The following is a 17,567-nucleotide window of genomic DNA, read 5'->3' on the forward strand; positions in this document are numbered from 1 at the left end:
TCCGAAAAGCGAGGCAAAAGCCCGGCGTCGATCAGGCGCCCGACGAGGCCTCTTCCAGGTCCGTCATCGCCCTGGTGCGGATGGTCATGGCATTGCCGCGCCATTCGACCGCGCCGCCGAGCCAGCCGCGCGCCCAGATGGCGGGAAGCATCACATCGCGCACGATCATGGCGGTGACGATGCGCGGCGACAAATACCAGCCTTTGGCCCAGGCGAGCAGGCATTCCGGCACGTAGGCAAAGGCCAGGACAGCCAAGGCCGTGGTCGGCAGGCTGACGCCGGCGCTTGCCGCTGCGACCAGCGCCAGCAGCAACGGCACCGCCGCGCCGGTCAGGATTTCGGGCGTGTAGAACAGCGGGAAGGTGACGCGGCGCAGCCGCGCCCAGCGCGTCTGGCGCGACCAGATCTCGGCAAAGGTGCGCTGGCCGAGCGGCTGTTCGAACGGCGAGGCAACGAGATTGACGTGCAGGCCGAGCCCATTGACCAGCTTGGTCGCGGCAGCATCTTCGGCGATCTCCGCGGCAAGCGCCTCGATGCCGCCATTGGCGTCAAGCATCGGCTTGTTCCACAGCATGCTCTTGCCCTGGGCAAAGCCGAGGCCAAGGGCTTCGCCGGCATATTGCCAGCGCGCCTGCAGCGTGTTGAGGAAGGCGCATTCGACCTCGGCCCAGAACCCATCCGGCCGCGAGCCGATCGGGGTCGAGCAGACAAGCCCGGTGTCCGGCCGCCAGGCCGCCATCAGATGCTGTACGTAGTCGACAGGCATCAGCACGTTGGAATCGGCCAGGATGACCCAGTCGTGCTGCGCCGCCAGCCAGCCCTTGACGCAGTTGTTGAGCTTCGGGTTGGCGCTGACCCGGTCATCGCCGATGAGGAGCTGTGCCGGAATCTCGGGATGGTGGGCGATTGCAGCGTTGATAAGCTTGACCACGGGGTCTTCGGAATGGGCGACGCAGAAGATCAGCTCGTAATGCGGCCAGTCGAGGGAGAAGGCGCGCTGAAGCGTCTCCCGCGTGAAAGCCTCCACGCCGCGCGACGGCACGACGATCGAGACTGGTGCCGCCTTTGCAGCGGGCGGCGTGATGAGGAGCGGCCGCTTCAGGCTAAGCGAGGCCAGCACAATGCTGGCGAGGTTGGAGAGGAGCAGGAGTATCGAAAGCAGCGCTGCTATGAATGTCAGTTCCATCGAGATCTGGTCACTCCGGGAAAAAGCGGCCACGAGCGACCGTTTTCAACAGTTCGACAGAGCGCTGAGTCGCCCGACACGGTTCGTGCACACCATCATTGTCATGTGTCACTTAAATGACATTGTTGTTCGGCACCTGCCCATCAGGCCCCCACCAGTGGTCTGGCCAAGAATACGACGCGCACGGTTGACTGTGCGGGGGAGAGCGTCGACGATTTCGTCCGTATCGTTTGGAGCAGCCCATGTACCGCGCAGTCACGCGCAACATCGAAGTGCAGGTCAGACCGTTCTATCTGGAGGATCGCTCGGATCCGTCGGAGAACCGCTATGTCTGGGGCTACCAGGTGACGATCGACAACCAGTCGGACGAGTTCGTGCAGCTTATGTCGCGCTACTGGCACATCACCGACGGCAGCGGCCGGGTCGAAGAGGTGCGCGGCGCCGGCGTGGTCGGCGACCAGCCCGAACTCAATCCGGGCGACAGCTACCAATACACGTCCGGCTGCCCGCTTTCGACGCCGTCCGGCTTCATGGTCGGGCACTACACGATGCGCAACAAAAGGGGCGAGACGTTCGATATCGCCATCCCGGCTTTCTCGCTGGATCTGCCGGGGACGAGACGGACGGTGAATTAGCCTCTTTCTCCCCGTTTCACGGGGAGAAATGACCGGCAGGGCAATGAGGGGCGGCGCCGGGCTGATGAGATTATCTTCCACGCAATGACGGATGTGGGCGCGGCCAACCGCCGAAGTCGGCGCTGCCCCTCATCCGCCCTTCGGGCACCTTCTCCCCGTGAAACGGGGAGAAGGAAGAAGCCTCACTGCTTCGCAAACTCCGCCGGGTCGAAGTCGTACTGGGTCGAGCAGAACTCGCAGGCGACGTGGATGCCGCCATCCTGCGTGCTCTCCCTGATCTCTTCGGCCGAAAAGCCTTCGAGGATGCCTCGGATCTTGTCGCGCGAGCAGGAGCACTGGTCGGCGACAGGCACGCCGCCGAAGACGCGCACGCCATGTTCGTGGAACAGCCGGTAGAGCAGACGCTCGGCGCCGATGGTCGGGTCGATCAGTTCGGTCGGCTCGATGGTGCCGAGCAGGGCCAGCAACTCCTGCCAAGAATTGTCGGCCGGCTCGTTCGTCACGTCGCGCGGATCGCCGTCGCCGCCCGAAATGTCGGGCACACGCATGCGCTCGGGCGACTGCGGCAGGAACTGCGCCAGGATGCCGCCGGCGCGCCACTGCTCGCGCGCCCCGCCAAGGCCCGGCGTCAGGAGCTTGGCGACCGAAAGCCTGATATCGGTCGGGATCTGCTCCGACTGGCGGAAGTACGTGCGCGCGGCGTCTTCCAGCGTCTCGCCGTCGAGCTGGACGATGCCCTGATAGCGCTGCGTGTGTGCGCCCTGGTCGATGGTCAACGCCAGCACGCCGCTGCCCAGCATTGTCTGCTGCGAGGTTTCGCCGGCGGCGACCAGCGCCTCCAGCCGGTCGGCATCGAAGCGCGCATAGGCGCGCAATGCCGAGGGCGTGGAGAAATCCGCGACCAGCATGTCGACCGGCCCGTCGGTGCGGGTCTGCAGGATGAACTTGCCCTCGAATTTGAGCGAGGTGCCAAGCAGCACCGTCAGCACGCAGGCTTCCGCCAGAAGCCGGGCGACCGGCTCGGGATAGTCGTGGCGGCCAAGGATGGCGTCGAGCATCGGCCCGAGCTGCACGGTGCGGCCGCGCACGTCGAGCGGGCCGACCTCGAACGGCACGACATGATCGTCGCCGGCGTAGCCGAACTCGCCGAGTTTGGGGTGGTGTTCAGTCACTTGATGCGTTTCCAACATGACAATACTCCAGGGCGCGGCCATGCGGCCCTGAGGGGTGCATGCGTCCAAACGCGCTTGATTTGCGTGATGCGGCGCAAATAGGCATCGCGCCCCCGCAGATCAAGCGCCCAGACATTTCACGCGCCCAAGCACCAGGCCAAAACCGCCTTCTGGGCGTGTAGCCGGTTCTCGGCTTCGTCGAAGACCACCGAATGCGGCCCGTCGATAACCTCGTCCGTCACCTCCTCGCCGCGATGCGCCGGCAGGCAGTGCATGAACAGGGCGTCGGGCTTGGCCCTCGCCATCAGTGCCGCATTGACCTGATAGGGCGAGAAAACATTGTGGCCGCGCGCGCGGTGTTCCTGGCCCATCGACACCCAACAGTCGGTGACGATGCAATCGGCCTGGTCGACGGCTTCCTCGGGCGAGCGGGTGAAATGCAGCTTGCCGCCATTGGTCTTCGACCAGTCGATATGCTTCTGCGCCGGTTCGCTGCCTTCCGGCACGGCGACATTGAGGTTGAAGCGGAAGCGCGCCGAGGCTTCGAGCAGCGAATGCAGCACATTGTTGCCGTCGCCGGTCCAGGCGATGGTCTTGCCGGCAACCGGACCGCGATGTTCCTCGAAGGTCATGATGTCGGCCATCAGCTGGCAGGGATGGGTGTCGTCGGTCAGCCCGTTGATGACGGGGATGGTGGCATTCTCGGTCAGCTCGAGCAGCCGCTCATGCGACGTCGTGCGGATCATGATGGCGTCGACATAGCGCGACAGCACCTTGGCGGTGTCGGCAATGGTCTCGGAGCGGCCGAGCTGCATTTCGGTGCCGGTCAGCATGATGGTCTCGCCGCCGAGCTGGCGCATTCCGACATCGAAGGAGACACGCGTGCGCGTCGACGGCTTGTCGAAGATCATGGCCAGCACCTTGCCTTCGAGCGGCCTGGTGCGCTCGCCGGCCTTGAGGCGCGCCTTGCGCACCACCGCGTCGTCCAGCATGAACCGCAGATCGCCTTCGGAAACGGCGGAAAGATCGGTGAAATGGCGAAGTGACATCAGGAATGGTTCCGGGGTTACTTCGCGGCGGCCGCGGTGATGGCGTCGGCCAGGCCCTTGGCGCCGGCGCGGATGCGGTCGAGCGCCTCTTTGATCTCGGCATCGGTGACGGTGAGCGGCGGCAGCAGGCGAATGACGTTGTCGCCGGCCGGTACTGCCAGCAGATGCTGGTCGCGTAACGCCATGTTGACCTTGGTGTTGGGCATGGCACATTTCAGGCCGAGCATCAGGCCGGTGCCCCGGATGCCTTCGATGACATCGGGAAATTCGTCGGCGACTGCCGCCAGGCCCTGCTTCATCAGCAATGCCTTGCGCTGGACGTCTTCGAGGAAACCGTCTTCCAGCACCACGTCGAGCACGGCATTGCCGACCGCCATAGCCAACGGATTGCCGCCGAAGGTGGTGCCATGCACGCCGGCCGTCATGCCGACGACAGCCTCGTCGGTGGCGAGGCACGCGCCCATCGGGAAGCCGCCGCCAATGCCCTTGGCGATCGCCATGATGTCGGGCGTCACGCCGGTCCATTCATGCGCGAACAGCTTGCCGGTACGGCCGATGCCGCACTGGACCTCGTCGAAGATCAACAGCAGGCCGTGCTGGTCGCAGAGCTGGCGCAGCCGCTTCAGCGATTGCGTCGGCACCGGGCGGATGCCGCCCTCGCCCTGCACCGGTTCGATCAGGATCGCCGCGGTCTCCGGCGTGATCGCCTTCTCGGCGGCATCGATGTCGTCGAAGCCGACCTGGTCGAAACCTTCGACCTTGGGGCCGAAGCCTTCGAGATATTTGTACTGGCCGCCCGCGGCGATGGTCGCCAGCGTACGGCCATGGAAGGCGCCTTCGAAGGTGATGACGCGGAAGCGCTCGGGATGGCCCTTGACGAACTGGTAGCGCCGCGCCGTCTTGATCGCGCATTCCAGCGCCTCGGCGCCGGAATTGGTGAAGAACACCTTGTCGGCGAAGGTGGCCTCAGCCAACCGCTCGCCGAGCCGGGTCTGCCCAGGGATCTCGTAGAGATTGGAGACATGCCAGAGCTTGGCCGCCTGCTCGGTCAGCGCCGAGACCAGATGCGGATGGCCGTGGCCCAACGAATTGACCGCGATGCCGCCAGCAAAATCGAGATATCGCTCGCCCTTGTCGGTAACCAGCCAAGTGCCTTCGCCATGGTCGAAGGCCAGGGGTGCGCGAGTAAAGGTCTCGTAAAGCGCCGAACCGCTCATTATATGCGTCTCCGGTACCGGAAAATCAAAAAAGCCGCCAAAGCGGCGGCCTTGTGCGGCTTATCGTGTTTTTCGGCCATGAAGTCAACGAAAACGTCGTGCAAAGGCGCGCGGCAAGCTCCCGACGGGACGCCGGCTCATAAGCGACCGGGCAAGTTGGGGAAAACCGAAAAAACCGATTCGTGTTGCACCTGGGACTCTTGTCACCGAGTCAACACATGAGGTAATTGTAGTCGGGAAATAACTAGATTTCGTGCGGCGGACCTAATCACCTAATATATGTGGTGTCTGCCCCGGCAAAGGTTGCCGGGTCGGGAATGGATTCCGGCTGCCGCACGCTTAGCAGGAGCGCGGTCTCATGAACTGGACTGACGAGCGGGTCGAACTTCTCAGAAAGCTGTGGTCGGAGGGCTTGAGCGCAAGCCAGATCGCCGCACAACTTGGCGGGGTCAGCCGCAACGCCGTCATCGGCAAGGTGCATCGGCTGAAGCTGTCGGGCCGCGGACGCTCGACCGCAACGCCGGCGCGCCAGAAGAAGACGGCGCAGGGATCATCCATCCAGAAGTCTGTGTCGCGCGCCGCAACCACGCAACGCCACGTCACCACCTCGATCGGTGCGACAGCGCTGCAGGCGCAGTTCGACGCCGAGCCGGTGGCTCGCCACTACATCCGCCCGGTCGAAAACGTCGTCGTGCCGATCTCGCGGCATCTGCAGCTTACCGACCTCACCGAGCGGACCTGCAAATGGCCGAATGGCGATCCGCTGTCGGAAGACTTCAACTTCTGCGGCAACGAGGCGGCCGAAACCGGTCCCTATTGCAAATATCACGCAAGGGTCGCGTTTCAGCCGGCTTCGGAGCGGCGGCGGAGCCGGTGAGCGAATAGCGAATAGCGAATAGCGAATAGCGAATAGCGAATAGCGAATAGCGAATAGCGAATAGAAACGGCTTGGCTTCTGGGACAGGAGCAAGCCGTTTTTGCTATTCGCTATTCGCTCTCTTTCACAGCCAGCCATTCTTGCGAAACCGCCAGTACAAAAACACGCAGATGCAGGCGATCGCGGTCAGCACTACCGGGTAGCCGTATTCCATCTTCAGTTCCGGCATGTCGTCGAAATTCATGCCGTATATGCCGGCGAACGCCGTCGGCACCGCCAGTATGGCGGCCCATGACGCCAGCTTCTTGGTATTCGCAGTTTCCTGGCTTTGGCCAACCAGCAGACTGGCTTCGAAGGCGAAGGCCAGAACCTCGCGCAGACTGTCGATTTTTTCCTGGACGGTGCGGATGTGGTCGGTCACATCGCGAAACAGCGGGTGCATAGCGGCATGGATCTGCGGCAGTTCGGCGCTGGTCAGCCGGCGGCAGACCTCGACCAAGGGAAGTGCGGCATTGCGCAGGCGCAATAGATCGCGGCGCAGCATATAGAGCCGCTCTATGTCGGGACCGGTCATCGGCTTCAGCAGGATCTTGTCCTCGATCGCCTCGACCTCGTCCTCGATCTGCTCCAGCACCGGCATGTAATTGTCGACGATGAAGTCGAGAATGGCATAGAGGACGAAGTCCTCGCCCTTGGCCAGCGAGTGCGGGCAGCTTTCCCAGTGCTGGCGCACGGCGGCATAGGAGGTCGACGGACCATGCCTGACGCTGACGATATAGCCTGAGCCTACAAACAGATGGGTTTCGCCGAAGGTGACGCGGCCGTCGATCAACTGGGCGGTGCGGGCGACGATGAACAGGGCATCGCCATATTGCTCGATCTTGGGCCGCTGATGCGGATGCTCGGCGTCTTCGATCGCCAGCTCATGCAAATGGAATTGCGCCTTGACGCGCAGCAACAGCTCGCGGTCGGGTTCGAGCAACCCGATCCAGACGACATGGCCCGATTTCTTCGCCCAGTCGCCGGCCTCTTCGATCGGGATGTCGGCGATGCGCTTGCCGGCGGTGTAGACGCTCGACGCGATGATGCCGGACGATGCCGGCGCCGGCTTGAACTCTCGGACATATTCCATCGCAGCCTCCGGAAGCAGAACCTGAGAAGCTTAACGCTGCGATAGCTTAGCGCAATATGATTAAGCGTTCGAGAGGCGGCTGTTCACTTGACCGGCACCGTCTGCGGAAGCGCAACCTTGTCGGTCTTGTCGCCTTTCGGCCGCTCGGCCGGTAACTGGTCGCCAGTGACGATGTAATAGATGGTCTCGGCGATGTTGGTGGCGTGGTCGCCGATGCGCTCGATGTTCTTGGCGCAGAACAGCAGATGCGTGCACGGCGTGATGTTGCGCGGATCTTCCATCATGTAGGTCAAAAGCTCGCGAAACAGCGAGGTGTACATGGCGTCGATCTGATCGTCGCGATCGCGAACGAAGCCTATTCTGTCGACGGAGCGCGAGGCATAGACGTCGAGCACTTCCTTGAGCTGGGTCAATGCGAGCTCGGCCAGCGCCTCGAGACCGCGAAACAGGCTGGTCGGCTGGCGGCCGTCAATGACACTCACCACCCGCTTGGCGACATTCTTGCCGAGGTCGCCGACCCGTTCGAGGTCGGCGGAAATACGGATCGCGCCGACAATCTCGCGCAGATCCGTCGCCATCGGCTGGCGCTTGGCGATGATGACGATGGCCTTATCGTCAATTTCGCGCTGGCCCTCGTCGAGGACAATGTCGTCGCGGATAACCTTCTGGGCGAGGCCGGGATCGGCATTGACCAGGGCCTGGATTGCCTGCTCGACCATACGCTCGGCGTGCCCGCCCATCGCAGCGATGCGTTTCGACAGATATTTCAGCTCTTCGTCATAGGCGCTGACGATGTGTACGGACTGCATGGATCAAATGCCTTCCTAGAATCCTTGGCCTTTTGAGTCGTTTCCTCGAATCCTGTGCTGATACGCTTGCCTGATGACAGAAAGAAGAAACAGGCAGTTAGCAAATAGTACTGCCTCAGCGCGCCGGCAAATGGACCGTGAACGCCGCGCCCTTGCCGACTTCCGACTTGATCGAAAGTCTGGCGTTGTGACGCGTCAAGATGTGCTTGACGATGGACAGGCCAAGGCCGGTGCCTTTCTGGGTGCGGCTGCTCTCGACATCGATGCGGTAAAAGCGCTCGGTAATGCGCGGGATGTGCTCTTCGGGGATGCCTGGACCGTAGTCCCTGATGGTGACGTCGATGCCTGGTTCGGGACCGGCCTCGCTGCTGCCGATCGACACCGTGACACGTCCGCCCGGCTGACCGTATTTGCAGGCGTTCTCCAACAGGTTCTCGAACACCTGGAACAGCTCGTCGCGGTCTCCAGGCACGTCGAGCGGCCCCTCGGCATAGTCGCGCTCGATGACGACGCTGTTTTCCCTGGCGAGCGGGCCGAGCGAGTCGATGACGCTGTCGATGGTCTGGCGCAGATCGACCTCGGTGCCCGGCTTCAGATAGGGCTTCATTTCCAGTCGCGACAGCGACAGCAGGTCGTCGATCAGGCGTGCCATGCGGCCGGTCTGGTTCTGCATGATCTGCAGGAACTGCTCGCGCGCCGCCGGATCGTTGCGGGCCGGACCCCGCAACGTCTCGATGAAGCCCGAGATCGAGGCCAGCGGGGTGCGCAACTCATGGCTGGCATTGGCGATGAAGTCGGCGCGCATGCGGTCGATTCGGCGCGTCTCGCTCTGGTCCTTGAACACCAGCACAAAGAGATCGGTGGCGTGGCCGACCGAGGACGCGCTGACCCGGTAGGCCCGTTCGACCGGCAGTTTCTCGGTGTAGTCGACGGCATCCGAAGCGACCGTTCCCGACAGCACGCTGTCAAGCAGTGCCTGCATCTCAGGGGCGCGGAATTTCAACGACAGTGACAGGCCGGGCGCGATGCCGCCAAAGGCGGCGAAGGCTGCGGCGTTGGCATGGACGATGGTGGCGGTTCGGTCGAAGATGATCAACGGATCGGCAACGGCAGCCGCGAGATATTCACCGGAAAGCCGCTGCAGCCCGCTCGACTCGATCGCGGCATCGCTCTGGATGGACTGGCTGGCGCCGCCGGTCGGCAGCATCGCGGCGGCAAGCAGCACCGCACAGGCGAGCAGAACGACATAGACGGACATGCCGGCGAAACCATAGACGGCCGCGACAGCAACGATGCCCGCGGCGATCAGCCAGCGGCCGTTCCACACCCTGGCCCTTAGCGCCTGCGCCGTGGTTATCCGCTCTGCGCCGGTGTCAGCCATTCACGCGTCCTGCACCTTGCGCCGGTCGAATGAAACTTCCGCTGGACCGGCTTCCCGCATGACCCCGAAAATCGGAATCGATTTTCGGAAAGGATCATGCGCAAATCAAAAATGCTACAGCGTCCTTTGCGCGTCCAAACGGGACGCGAGGCGCTGTAGTGGCCCCCCATAGCATGAGTCCGCAAGCTGGAAAGGTTCGTCTCGATGAAAAAACCCAAGGAAAGTCCCGCGGCAGAGCCGGCAAAAGGTCCGCTGAAGATCAGGATCGACGGCAAGGAGCGGGAGTTCGATATCGAGAACCCCGAGCTTCCCAGCTGGATCGAGGACAACAAGCTGACCGCCGGCGACTATCCCTACGACAAGAAAATGAAGGGCGAGGAATATGACGAGACGTTGGAGCGGCTGCAGATCGAGCTGGTCAAGGCGCAGGCCTGGCTGCAGGCGACCGGCAAGCGTGTGATGGCGCTGTTCGAGGGGCGCGATGCCGCCGGCAAGGGCGGCACCATCTTCGTGCTGCGCCAGTATCTCAACCCTCGCACCGCGCGCAACGTGGCTCTGACCAAGCCGACACCGACGGAAGTCGGGCAGTGGTACTTCCAGCGCTATGTCGACCATTTCCCGACATCGGGGGAATTCGTCACCTTCGACCGCTCCTGGTACAATCGCGGCGGCGTCGAGCCGGTGATGGGCTTCTGTACGCCGGAGCAGCATGAGAAATTTCTCGACGAGACGCCGCATTTCGAACGGATGATCTCCAATGAAGGCATTTATTTCTTCAAATTCTGGCTGAACATCGGCCGCGAAACCCAGCTCGAACGGTTCCACGATCGCCGCTGGTCTCCGCTGAAGAACTGGAAGTTCTCGCCGATCGACATTGCCGGCATCACCAAATGGGACGATTACACCAAGGCCCGCGACCAGATGGTCGAGCGCACGCACAAGCAGTTCGCGCCATGGATCATCCTGCGGGCCAACGACAAACGACGCTCGCGGCTGGCCGCCATGCGGCGCATCCTGTTGTCGTTGCCCTATGATGGGCGCGATCTCGACGCCATCGGCAAGGAAGACAAGAAGATCATCGGCGAAGGGCCGTCATTCCTGGAGAAGTAGAGGCTGAAGGCACAGAGCCCATCCCTGATACGGGATGGGCTCTGTTGTCCGGCTTTACTGCAAACGTGCTGGCGTCATGCAGCCAGGCGGGCGATCCGCTGCAGCCGCTTCAGCGTGGTGTCGTCCTGCAGAGCCGCATTGGAATAAGGTGGTGCCGCCGACGCCGACAGCATCGCCGTCAACACAGGCCTTTGTCGTCGACGGCGGCTTCATGGAAGGCCCTGGCCAGGCTTGCATAGGCGCGCCTGTCCAGAACGGCCGGCCGTCATGCGACGACACGGTGACGACCAGCGTGTGGCCGCGCAGTTCGGGGTGGGCGTCAAAGCTCATCTCGTCGTCTCCGATCTCACGACGCCTGCCGCATGCCGATCATGTCGGGCGTGCCTCTGGCCAACACGGGGGCGTGATGGTTGCGGCGTGAGCGCACGACATCGAGCGTGTGGTCGTTGAAGGTCAGCAAGGTGGCGACGACCTGCTGGTTGCCATAGGTGCGCTGGTAGCCGAGCGGCGTTGCCAGGAAATGCAGTTGCAGTGTCCGCAGCACCCATACCGGCTCGACCTCGATAATGACCTGATTGATATTGCGACCAAGGCCCCATTCGACGAAGCCGGCGATCAGCTCGGTGCCGACCGTAGACACGCCGCGCTTGCCATCGCGAAAGCCTGGCGCCACCGCGTAGCGGGTGAGCTCCCAGACATTCGGTCCCGAAGGGCGCCTTCCCTCGCAGAGTTCCGGCATCACGTCGCTCAGGAGATGCGGCCGCGTGGTCGGCAGCATGCGCTGATAGCCGGCAAGCTCGCCATTGCGGATGACAAGGTGGTGTTCGGCTGCATCATGGTCGAATTGATCGATCTCGAGGCCGTCCGGGCGATCGAGATCGGCCCACCGCATCTCATCGACGAAGATCTTATAGCGCAGGCGATGGACCGCCTCCCATAGGTCGGGGCGCTCCATCAATTGTTGAGTGGTGAGGGAAAATAGCATTGGCCGTCTCCTGGGCTTAAGAGGAAGATACGGTCGGGTTTCCCGAAAAAATTGCGCGAAGGTGTTGGCAAGAATTTCTGGGCTGCCACAGCCGCCATGGCTAATATAGCCGTGCCTAATCGCCTCCGCGACGGCTTGCCCGTTTGGCGGCGCCCAGTCTGCATTTGGCGTTAAGAAAGCATTAGCCGTCTCAAGAGGACGACAGGGTCGGTCTTTCCTGAAGATAATTAGGCCAACGGGGCGGCCAATAATTTCGGGGCCGCCAGAACCGGCCTAGCTGATATAGCCGTGTCTGATTGCCTCGGCGACTGCCTGCACGCGATTGGCGGCGCCCAGTTTGCTCTTGGCGTTGAGAAGGTGTTTCTCCGAGGTATGCTCCGAGATGCCGAGGATCTGCGAAATTTCCCACTCGGATTTGCCAACCGCCGCCCATTGCAGGCATTCGCGCTCGCGCGGCGTCAATTCAATGTGATCGATAACCTTGCTGGCCGTCGTTTGAAGCTGCATGGCGCGGCCGAGGGCATAGGTGGAGGCCAGCGAGACCATTGCGAATTCGGCGTAGGACAGCTCGACCGCCTCACCGCCCAGCGAAACCAGCGCGATCTGGCCTTCGAGCGTGATCAGCGGGAAGGCGAGGCCGTCACGCAGCTTGAATTCGCGAGCGTCGCGCATCACCTCGTCGCTGCTCTTGTCGGCGGGCATCCTCTGGACGGCCTCGCGCCATTGGAATGGCGCCCGCAACTGTTTCAAGTGGCTGACGACCGGATCGTGGTCGACATAGTTGCGCGTCAGGTAACGCTCCAGCCATTCATTAGGCCAATCGCAGAGCAGCACATGGTCCTTCTGCTGGCTGCTTGACATGCCGGGCTGCGGCACTGTCGCGGCTATCAGGGCCGTCAATCCGAAATTCGAGGTGACACTGAGTAGCCGCTCGCACACCTCAGCCGCCGTGCCGGCACGCTGCACCTGGTCAATATATTCCAGTGTCTGGTCAAAATGACCCATCGCAACATCAACCCCATGTTGCCTACTGCTCTTGAGACTGATGTTACGTGCCTGATCCGCACTTTGCCATCAACCCCGGATTGCAAGTCGCATATTTGGTTTTTCTAGCGCAGCGACCGCTTGCCCTCGGACCGAATCTGCGCAGCTATTTGCAACCTCACTAAATTATAACCCGAAAGTTGCCCCTTGAAATCAAAAACAATTGTGCCTGCACCGTTTTCGTACCAAAAGCCAATGGCAGAACGGTCGGAGTTCTTTCGTGACATTTCGCTGGATAGCCGTTGCCTTGCTGTCGCTGCTGGCCGGAGCGCAGCCGTTTGCCGGCGTTGCGCGCGCGGCGGGACCGCAGGTGCCGGTGCTTTGGGACGCCAAGGAACGGCTGCCGAAACCAGATCTCTCGGCGCTGCCCAGGCTCCGATTCCTGACCACAACCGATTTCCCGCCCTTCAATTTTCTCGACGGCGCTGGCCGGCTGTCCGGCTTCCACATCGACCTGGCGCGGGCGATTTGCGCTGAACTCGACATCGCCGACAAATGCCAGATCCAGGCGCTGCCCTGGGCCGAACTCGACGAGGCGCTGCAGAAGGGCGAAGGCGAAGCGATCATCGCCGGAATCGCCGCGACGCCGGAATCACGGGCGAAATACAGTTTTTCGCGCTCCTATCTGCAGTTTCCGGCGCGCTTCATCATGCCGAAGACCAAGGCCTTCGCCGAGCCTATCCTCGACAAATTGCGCAGCAAGCGGGTCGGCGTGCTGGCTGGCGCGGCGCATGAAAAGATGCTGCGCGATTATTTCGGCACGGTGCAGATCGTCCCCTTCAACAGCCCCGAAGACCTCTACAGCGATTTGAAAAGCGGCAAGATCGACGCCGCCTTCGGCGACGGCATGCGGTTTTCCTTCTGGCTTGGCGGCAAGGACGCGGCCGGCTGCTGCCGCTTTGCGGGCGGTCCGTACCTTGCCCCGGAATATCTGGGTTCCGGCATGACCATCGCCACAAGGGCCGGCGATCCGGCGCTGGCCGCGGCGATGGACTACGCGCTGCAGGAAATCTCGGTGAAGGGCACCTTTGCCGAATTCTATCTACGCTATTTCCCGGTCAGCTTTTTCTAGGGGCTGCTGATATTCAGAGGATGCCGGCCTGCGAACGGGCTGACACCTGCGCTTCAGGCGCTCACATACTTCAAGTACGCTCCGCTCCGGTTCTCGGCATCAGCCATTCTCGACTCGGCCTGACCTGAATTTCAACAGCCCCTACCAGCGAGACTTTCAAGTCAGCGTGCGTAGCCGCGCCTTGGCCCCGCGGGCGATTGCCGCGACGGTCAGCGTGTCGAGATCGAGTTGGCGCCGAATGAGCTGCAACACCCGCAATTCCTCCATGCGCATTTCGAGATCGACGGCGGCGACCTCGAAGGCGGCGGCATAGGCGGTGTCGTGCAGCCGCTCGGGCAAAGCCTTGCCAACACGCTCGAGAACGCCTTCCAACCCGTCCTTTTCATTCAGCATCTTCTGGCAATCCTGCGCGATGGCAATCAGCCTGTCCTGCTTGAAATCCTCGAAAACCGGCCAGCTGCGGACGACGTCGCCGATGCGCGCCAGTTCGACATCGGTCATGTCGCGGTCGGAAGCCGAGGTGATGACCATCAGGTAGATCAGGGCTTCATGCGTGGACGGCAGCGGCATTCAAAACTCCTTGATATTGGGTTTCGAAGGTAGGAACGCGGTCTCCGCGCCGCAAGGAAAAACCGCCGCGCGCGTTGACGCCCAAGGCGTGCACGCCTAGAGACCGGTTGAAAAACTCCGATCCGGCGATGCCGGTGCGTAATTTGGAAGACAGCGACATGACGGGATCAAACATCGCCGATCTCAACCCCGAGCTTGCGGCGGCAGCCGAAAGCAAGGCCTGGCCGTTCGAGGAAGCCAAAAAGATCATCGACCGCTACAAAGGCGCCGACTTTCCCGAGACCGTCCTGTTCGAGACCGGCTACGGTCCGTCAGGCCTACCGCATATCGGCACGTTCGGCGAGGTGGCGCGCACCTCGATGGTGCGCCATGCCTTCCACGTGTTGACCGGAAACAAGATCAAGACCAAGCTTCTGTGCTTCTCCGACGACATGGACGGCATGCGCAAGATCCCGGACAATGTGCCGGATCGCGCCGCCCTTGAGCCATACCTGCATATGCCGCTGTCCTCGGTGCCCAATCCGTTTGGCGGCGACTATGCAAGCTTTGCCGACCACAACAATGTGATGCTGTGCCGCTTCCTCGATACATTCGGCTTCGACTACGAGTTCGCCAGCGCGACGCAGTACTACAAGGCCGGCCGCTTCGACGCGATGCTGGTGTGCGCCGCCGAGCGCTATGACCAGATCATGGCGGTGATGCTGCCGACGCTCGGGCCGGAGCGCCAGGCGACCTACAGCCCGTTCCTGCCGATTTCGCCGAAGAGCGGCCGGGTGCTCTACGTGCCGATGAAGCATGTCGACGCCAAGGCGGGCACCATCACCTTCGACGATGAGGGCACCGAGACCACGCTTTCGGTGACCGGCGGCAGGGTGAAGCTGCAGTGGAAGCCGGATTTCGGCATGCGCTGGGCGGCACTCGGCGTCGATTTCGAAATGTTCGGCAAGGACCACCAGACCAACGCGGTGGTCTACGACCGCATCTGCAACATCCTCGGCGGACGCGCGCCGGAGCATTTCGTCTACGAGCTGTTCCTCGACGAGAACGGCCAGAAGATCTCGAAGTCGAAGGGCAACGGGCTGACCATCGACGAATGGCTGCGCTATGCGCCGACCGAAAGCCTCGGCCTTTACATGTACCAGCGGCCCAGGCAGGCGAAAAAGCTCTATTTCGACGTCATCCCGCGCGCCGTCGACGAATACTACACATTCCTCGGCGCCTATCCGCGGCAGGATTGGAAGGAGCGGCTGGGCAATCCGGTCTGGCACATGCATGACGGCAAGCCGCCGGCGATCGACCTGCCGGTGCCGTTTTCGCTGCTGCTCAACCTGGTCAGCGCCTCCAATGCGCAGAACAAGGATGTGCTGTGGGGCTTCATCTTGCGCCACACATCCGGCGTGACGCCGTCAACGCATCCCGAGCTCGACCAGCTGGTCGGCTTCGCCATCCGCTATTTCGACGATTTCGTGCGGCCGGCCAAGGTCTATCGAGCCGCCGACGCGGTCGAGCGCGAGGCACTGACGAAGCTGTCGGAGGCGCTGGCCGCCCTGCCGGCCGGTGCTGACGGCGAGGCTATCCAGAACGCTTCGCTCAACGTCGCGCGCAAGATCGAGCGCTACCAGGACCATTCCAAGCAGAGCCCGGACGGCGGTCCCGGCGTTTCCGGCGCCTTCTTCCAGATGATCTACCAGGTGCTGATCGGCCAGGAACGCGGCCCGCGCTTCGGCTCGTTCGCAGCGCTTTACGGCATTGCCGAGACGCGCGCCCTCATTGAGCGGGCGCTGGCTGGTCAGTTGGCGGCATAATTTCCGTCCCGACCGACTGCGTGTCTGTCGCCGGGGCATCGAGGATCGGTTGCGACGCCGTCGGTGCGGCAACCGGCGTTGGCGCCGGCGGCAGGCCGCCAAGATCGGGCGCGGCGCCGAAGATGCCCTTTTTGGCGTCGCGCGCCTTGTCGCCCGCTTCGACATAGGGGCCGCCCGCGACCGCACGCGCCCAGCCGTTTTCGACCAGCCATTGGCCGACATCCTGCTTGCCGATGCGGCATTCGGCGGCTACCAGCGCGCTGTCGGCCTCCGGCGGCACCTTGCACGCCACGGCCCGGCCGCGCAGGAAAGACCGGAATGCGGTGCGCGCGCGAACACCGCAAGCCCAGGACTTGCCGTCATCGGTGCAGGTCTCGTCCTCCTTGACGATGTCGATGCCGGAGACGGCCACGGAATAACCATTGGCTTCGATCAGGCCGGCGGCGGATGCGACCGGCTGGAACAGTTTTGTCCCGCCCCAGTCGTCGACTGCTTTCGGCCGGCGCGGCCTGGGCGGTCCGGCCAGCGCGAGATCGCTCAGCGGTGCCCGCGGTTCGACCCGTTCGAGCTCCTCTGGCGGCAGCGGCGGCGGCGCGATGGCCTCGGGATCGATCGCCCTCGAATGCACCGGAGGCGAAGGCAACGCAGGCTTGGCGGGCTGGGTTTCGGGAATGGCCGACGTTGCCGGCTCCTCGGGCACGGCGTCAATGCCCGGGTCGATCTGATCGACTGCGACGCTGCTCTGCTCGGGCTGCAGGACGCGGCCGCCAGCGACAACCAAGGCCACCATCGCCGGGATCGCCAGCACAGCCAAGGCCAGTTGGAGCAGCCGCACTACTGGCTTGCCCAGACGATCCGCGCCACCCATTCGACATCGCGCATCGCGATGTCGCGGTCCGGGTGGTCGGGATTGAGCGAGATCAGCACGATCGACTTCGTCGTCTGACGGTCGAGCACCTTGGCCATGACCTCGCCGGCATTGGTCTTGACGACGACGCGGTCGCCCTTACGGGTGGCGGCGCCCGGCTCGACGATCAGCACATCGCCATTGCGGTAGAGCGGCAGCATGGAATCGCCCTGCACCTTCAGCGCATAGGAGGTTTCCGTCGCCCGCGCCGGAAGCTCGACCAGATCCCAGCCCTGGCCGGAGGGATAGCCGGCATCGTCGAAGAAGCCTCCGGCGCCGGCCTGGGCAAAGCCGAGCAGCGGCACCGCTGAACGCTGCGCGGCTGCCTGGCCTGAAGCGGTCTTGGCGCGGCCTTCGACCAGCCCGGTGAATTCGTCGAGCGAGGCACCGGTCGCCTCGATGATCTTGGCCAGCGATTCGGTCGAGGGCCAGCGAGGCCGCCCATCCGAGGACAGCCGCTTCGACTTGTTGAACGCGGTCGAATCAAGCCCGGCACGCCTGGCCAGACCCGAGGCCGACAGCGAATAACGCTCGGCGAGAGCGTCGATGGCGGCCCAAACACGATCATGCGAGAGCAATCCGCTCTCCCTCGAAACAGGAAAAAATACCTTTTCCT

Annotated in this window: 18 protein-coding genes; 5 read left to right on the top strand and 13 right to left on the bottom strand. The window is 63.0% G+C overall.

From position 1 onward, the window contains the following. Positions 1-31 precede the first annotated feature (31 nt). Entirely contained in the window at positions 32-1,186 is a 1,155-nt protein-coding gene (locus tag ACWGTI_RS16065; protein WP_454588018.1) for a glycosyltransferase, read from the bottom strand. 242 nt (positions 1,187-1,428) lie between these two features. On the opposite strand from ACWGTI_RS16065, the gene apaG reads away from it, so the two are divergent. Further along, positions 1,429-1,821 (top strand): Co2+/Mg2+ efflux protein ApaG, encoded by a 393-nt coding sequence (gene apaG / locus ACWGTI_RS16070; protein ID WP_112565540.1) that lies wholly within the window; start codon positions 1,429-1,431, stop codon positions 1,819-1,821. Between the two features lie 182 nt (positions 1,822-2,003). Here the strand turns inward: apaG and ACWGTI_RS16075 are convergent, their stop codons facing one another. The 3 genes from ACWGTI_RS16075 to ACWGTI_RS16085 form a co-directional block, all read right to left on the bottom strand. Further along, the gene (locus ACWGTI_RS16075; RefSeq protein WP_454588019.1) at positions 2,004-3,035 is read right to left on the bottom strand and encodes an Hsp33 family molecular chaperone; all 1,032 of its coding nucleotides are present in this window, start codon (positions 3,033-3,035) and stop codon (positions 2,004-2,006) included. 95 nt (positions 3,036-3,130) lie between these two features. Next, a complete protein-coding gene (gene argF / locus ACWGTI_RS16080) occupies positions 3,131-4,042 on the bottom strand; it encodes an ornithine carbamoyltransferase (RefSeq protein ID WP_454576524.1) in 912 nt (303 codons plus the stop codon). A 17-nt stretch (positions 4,043-4,059) separates the two neighbouring features. Beyond that, complete coding sequence (locus ACWGTI_RS16085; protein WP_454576525.1) at positions 4,060-5,259, bottom strand: acetylornithine transaminase; 1,200 nt, start codon at positions 5,257-5,259, stop codon at positions 4,060-4,062. 358 nt (positions 5,260-5,617) lie between these two features. On the opposite strand from ACWGTI_RS16085, the gene ACWGTI_RS16090 reads away from it, so the two are divergent. Then, positions 5,618-6,136: a GcrA family cell cycle regulator gene (locus ACWGTI_RS16090; protein ID WP_181056251.1), complete on the top strand. Its 519-nt coding sequence runs from the start codon at positions 5,618-5,620 to the stop codon at positions 6,134-6,136. Between the two features lie 124 nt (positions 6,137-6,260). Here the strand turns inward: ACWGTI_RS16090 and ACWGTI_RS16095 are convergent, their stop codons facing one another. The 3 genes from ACWGTI_RS16095 to ACWGTI_RS16105 all read right to left on the bottom strand — a co-directional run bounded on the left by ACWGTI_RS16095 (position 6,261) and on the right by ACWGTI_RS16105 (position 9,458). Then, positions 6,261-7,268, bottom strand: coding sequence for a magnesium and cobalt transport protein CorA (locus ACWGTI_RS16095; protein WP_454588020.1), 1,008 nt, complete (start codon positions 7,266-7,268; stop codon positions 6,261-6,263). Positions 7,269-7,351: 83 nt separating this feature from the next. Next, positions 7,352-8,077 (bottom strand): phosphate signaling complex protein PhoU, encoded by a 726-nt coding sequence (phoU, locus tag ACWGTI_RS16100; RefSeq protein WP_454588021.1) that lies wholly within the window; start codon positions 8,075-8,077, stop codon positions 7,352-7,354. 115 nt (positions 8,078-8,192) lie between these two features. Beyond that, positions 8,193-9,458 (bottom strand): ATP-binding protein, encoded by a 1,266-nt coding sequence (locus ACWGTI_RS16105; protein WP_454588022.1) that lies wholly within the window; start codon positions 9,456-9,458, stop codon positions 8,193-8,195. Between the two features lie 204 nt (positions 9,459-9,662). Between ACWGTI_RS16105 and ppk2 the strand changes: the two genes are divergently transcribed. Further along, entirely contained in the window at positions 9,663-10,568 is a 906-nt protein-coding gene (ppk2, locus tag ACWGTI_RS16110) for a polyphosphate kinase 2 (RefSeq protein WP_454588023.1), read from the top strand. A gap of 346 nt (positions 10,569-10,914) precedes the next feature. On the opposite strand, the gene ACWGTI_RS16115 is transcribed toward ppk2, so the two are convergent. Further along, positions 10,915-11,553 carry an acyl-homoserine-lactone synthase gene (locus tag ACWGTI_RS16115; protein ID WP_454588024.1) on the bottom strand — a complete coding sequence of 213 codons (639 nt, stop codon included), beginning with the start codon at positions 11,551-11,553 and terminating at the stop codon, positions 10,915-10,917. Between the two features lie 273 nt (positions 11,554-11,826). Further along, entirely contained in the window at positions 11,827-12,558 is a 732-nt protein-coding gene (locus ACWGTI_RS16120) for a helix-turn-helix transcriptional regulator (RefSeq protein ID WP_454588025.1), read from the bottom strand. A 259-nt stretch (positions 12,559-12,817) separates the two neighbouring features. Between ACWGTI_RS16120 and ACWGTI_RS16125 the strand changes: the two genes are divergently transcribed. Beyond that, entirely contained in the window at positions 12,818-13,669 is an 852-nt protein-coding gene (locus ACWGTI_RS16125) for a transporter substrate-binding domain-containing protein (protein ID WP_454576533.1), read from the top strand. A gap of 156 nt (positions 13,670-13,825) precedes the next feature. Here ACWGTI_RS16125 and ACWGTI_RS16130 read toward each other — a convergent pair whose 3' ends face one another. Both ACWGTI_RS16130 and ACWGTI_RS16135 read right to left on the bottom strand, forming a co-directional pair. Further along, positions 13,826-14,239: a tellurite resistance TerB family protein gene (locus ACWGTI_RS16130; RefSeq protein ID WP_454588026.1), complete on the bottom strand. Its 414-nt coding sequence runs from the start codon at positions 14,237-14,239 to the stop codon at positions 13,826-13,828. After that, positions 14,217-14,414 (bottom strand): hypothetical protein, encoded by a 198-nt coding sequence (locus ACWGTI_RS16135; protein ID WP_454588027.1) that lies wholly within the window; start codon positions 14,412-14,414, stop codon positions 14,217-14,219. Before ACWGTI_RS16135 ends, ACWGTI_RS16130 begins: the two co-directional genes overlap by 23 nt. On the opposite strand from ACWGTI_RS16135, the gene ACWGTI_RS16140 reads away from it, so the two are divergent. Beyond that, positions 14,398-16,044 (top strand): lysine--tRNA ligase, encoded by a 1,647-nt coding sequence (locus ACWGTI_RS16140; RefSeq protein ID WP_454588028.1) that lies wholly within the window; start codon positions 14,398-14,400, stop codon positions 16,042-16,044. The genes ACWGTI_RS16135 and ACWGTI_RS16140 overlap by 17 nt on opposite strands. Here ACWGTI_RS16140 and ACWGTI_RS16145 read toward each other — a convergent pair. Together ACWGTI_RS16145 and ACWGTI_RS16150 are read right to left on the bottom strand one after the other, a co-directional pair. Then, positions 16,007-16,879 carry a thermonuclease family protein gene (locus tag ACWGTI_RS16145; protein WP_454588029.1) on the bottom strand — a complete coding sequence of 291 codons (873 nt, stop codon included), beginning with the start codon at positions 16,877-16,879 and terminating at the stop codon, positions 16,007-16,009. The genes ACWGTI_RS16140 and ACWGTI_RS16145 overlap by 38 nt on opposite strands. Further along, complete coding sequence (locus tag ACWGTI_RS16150) at positions 16,879-17,529, bottom strand: S24 family peptidase (protein WP_454576536.1); 651 nt, start codon at positions 17,527-17,529, stop codon at positions 16,879-16,881. The genes ACWGTI_RS16145 and ACWGTI_RS16150 overlap by 1 nt, the downstream gene beginning before the upstream one ends. Between the last annotated feature and the right edge of the window lie 38 nt (positions 17,530-17,567).

This window comes from Mesorhizobium sp. ArgA1, assembly GCF_053714375.1.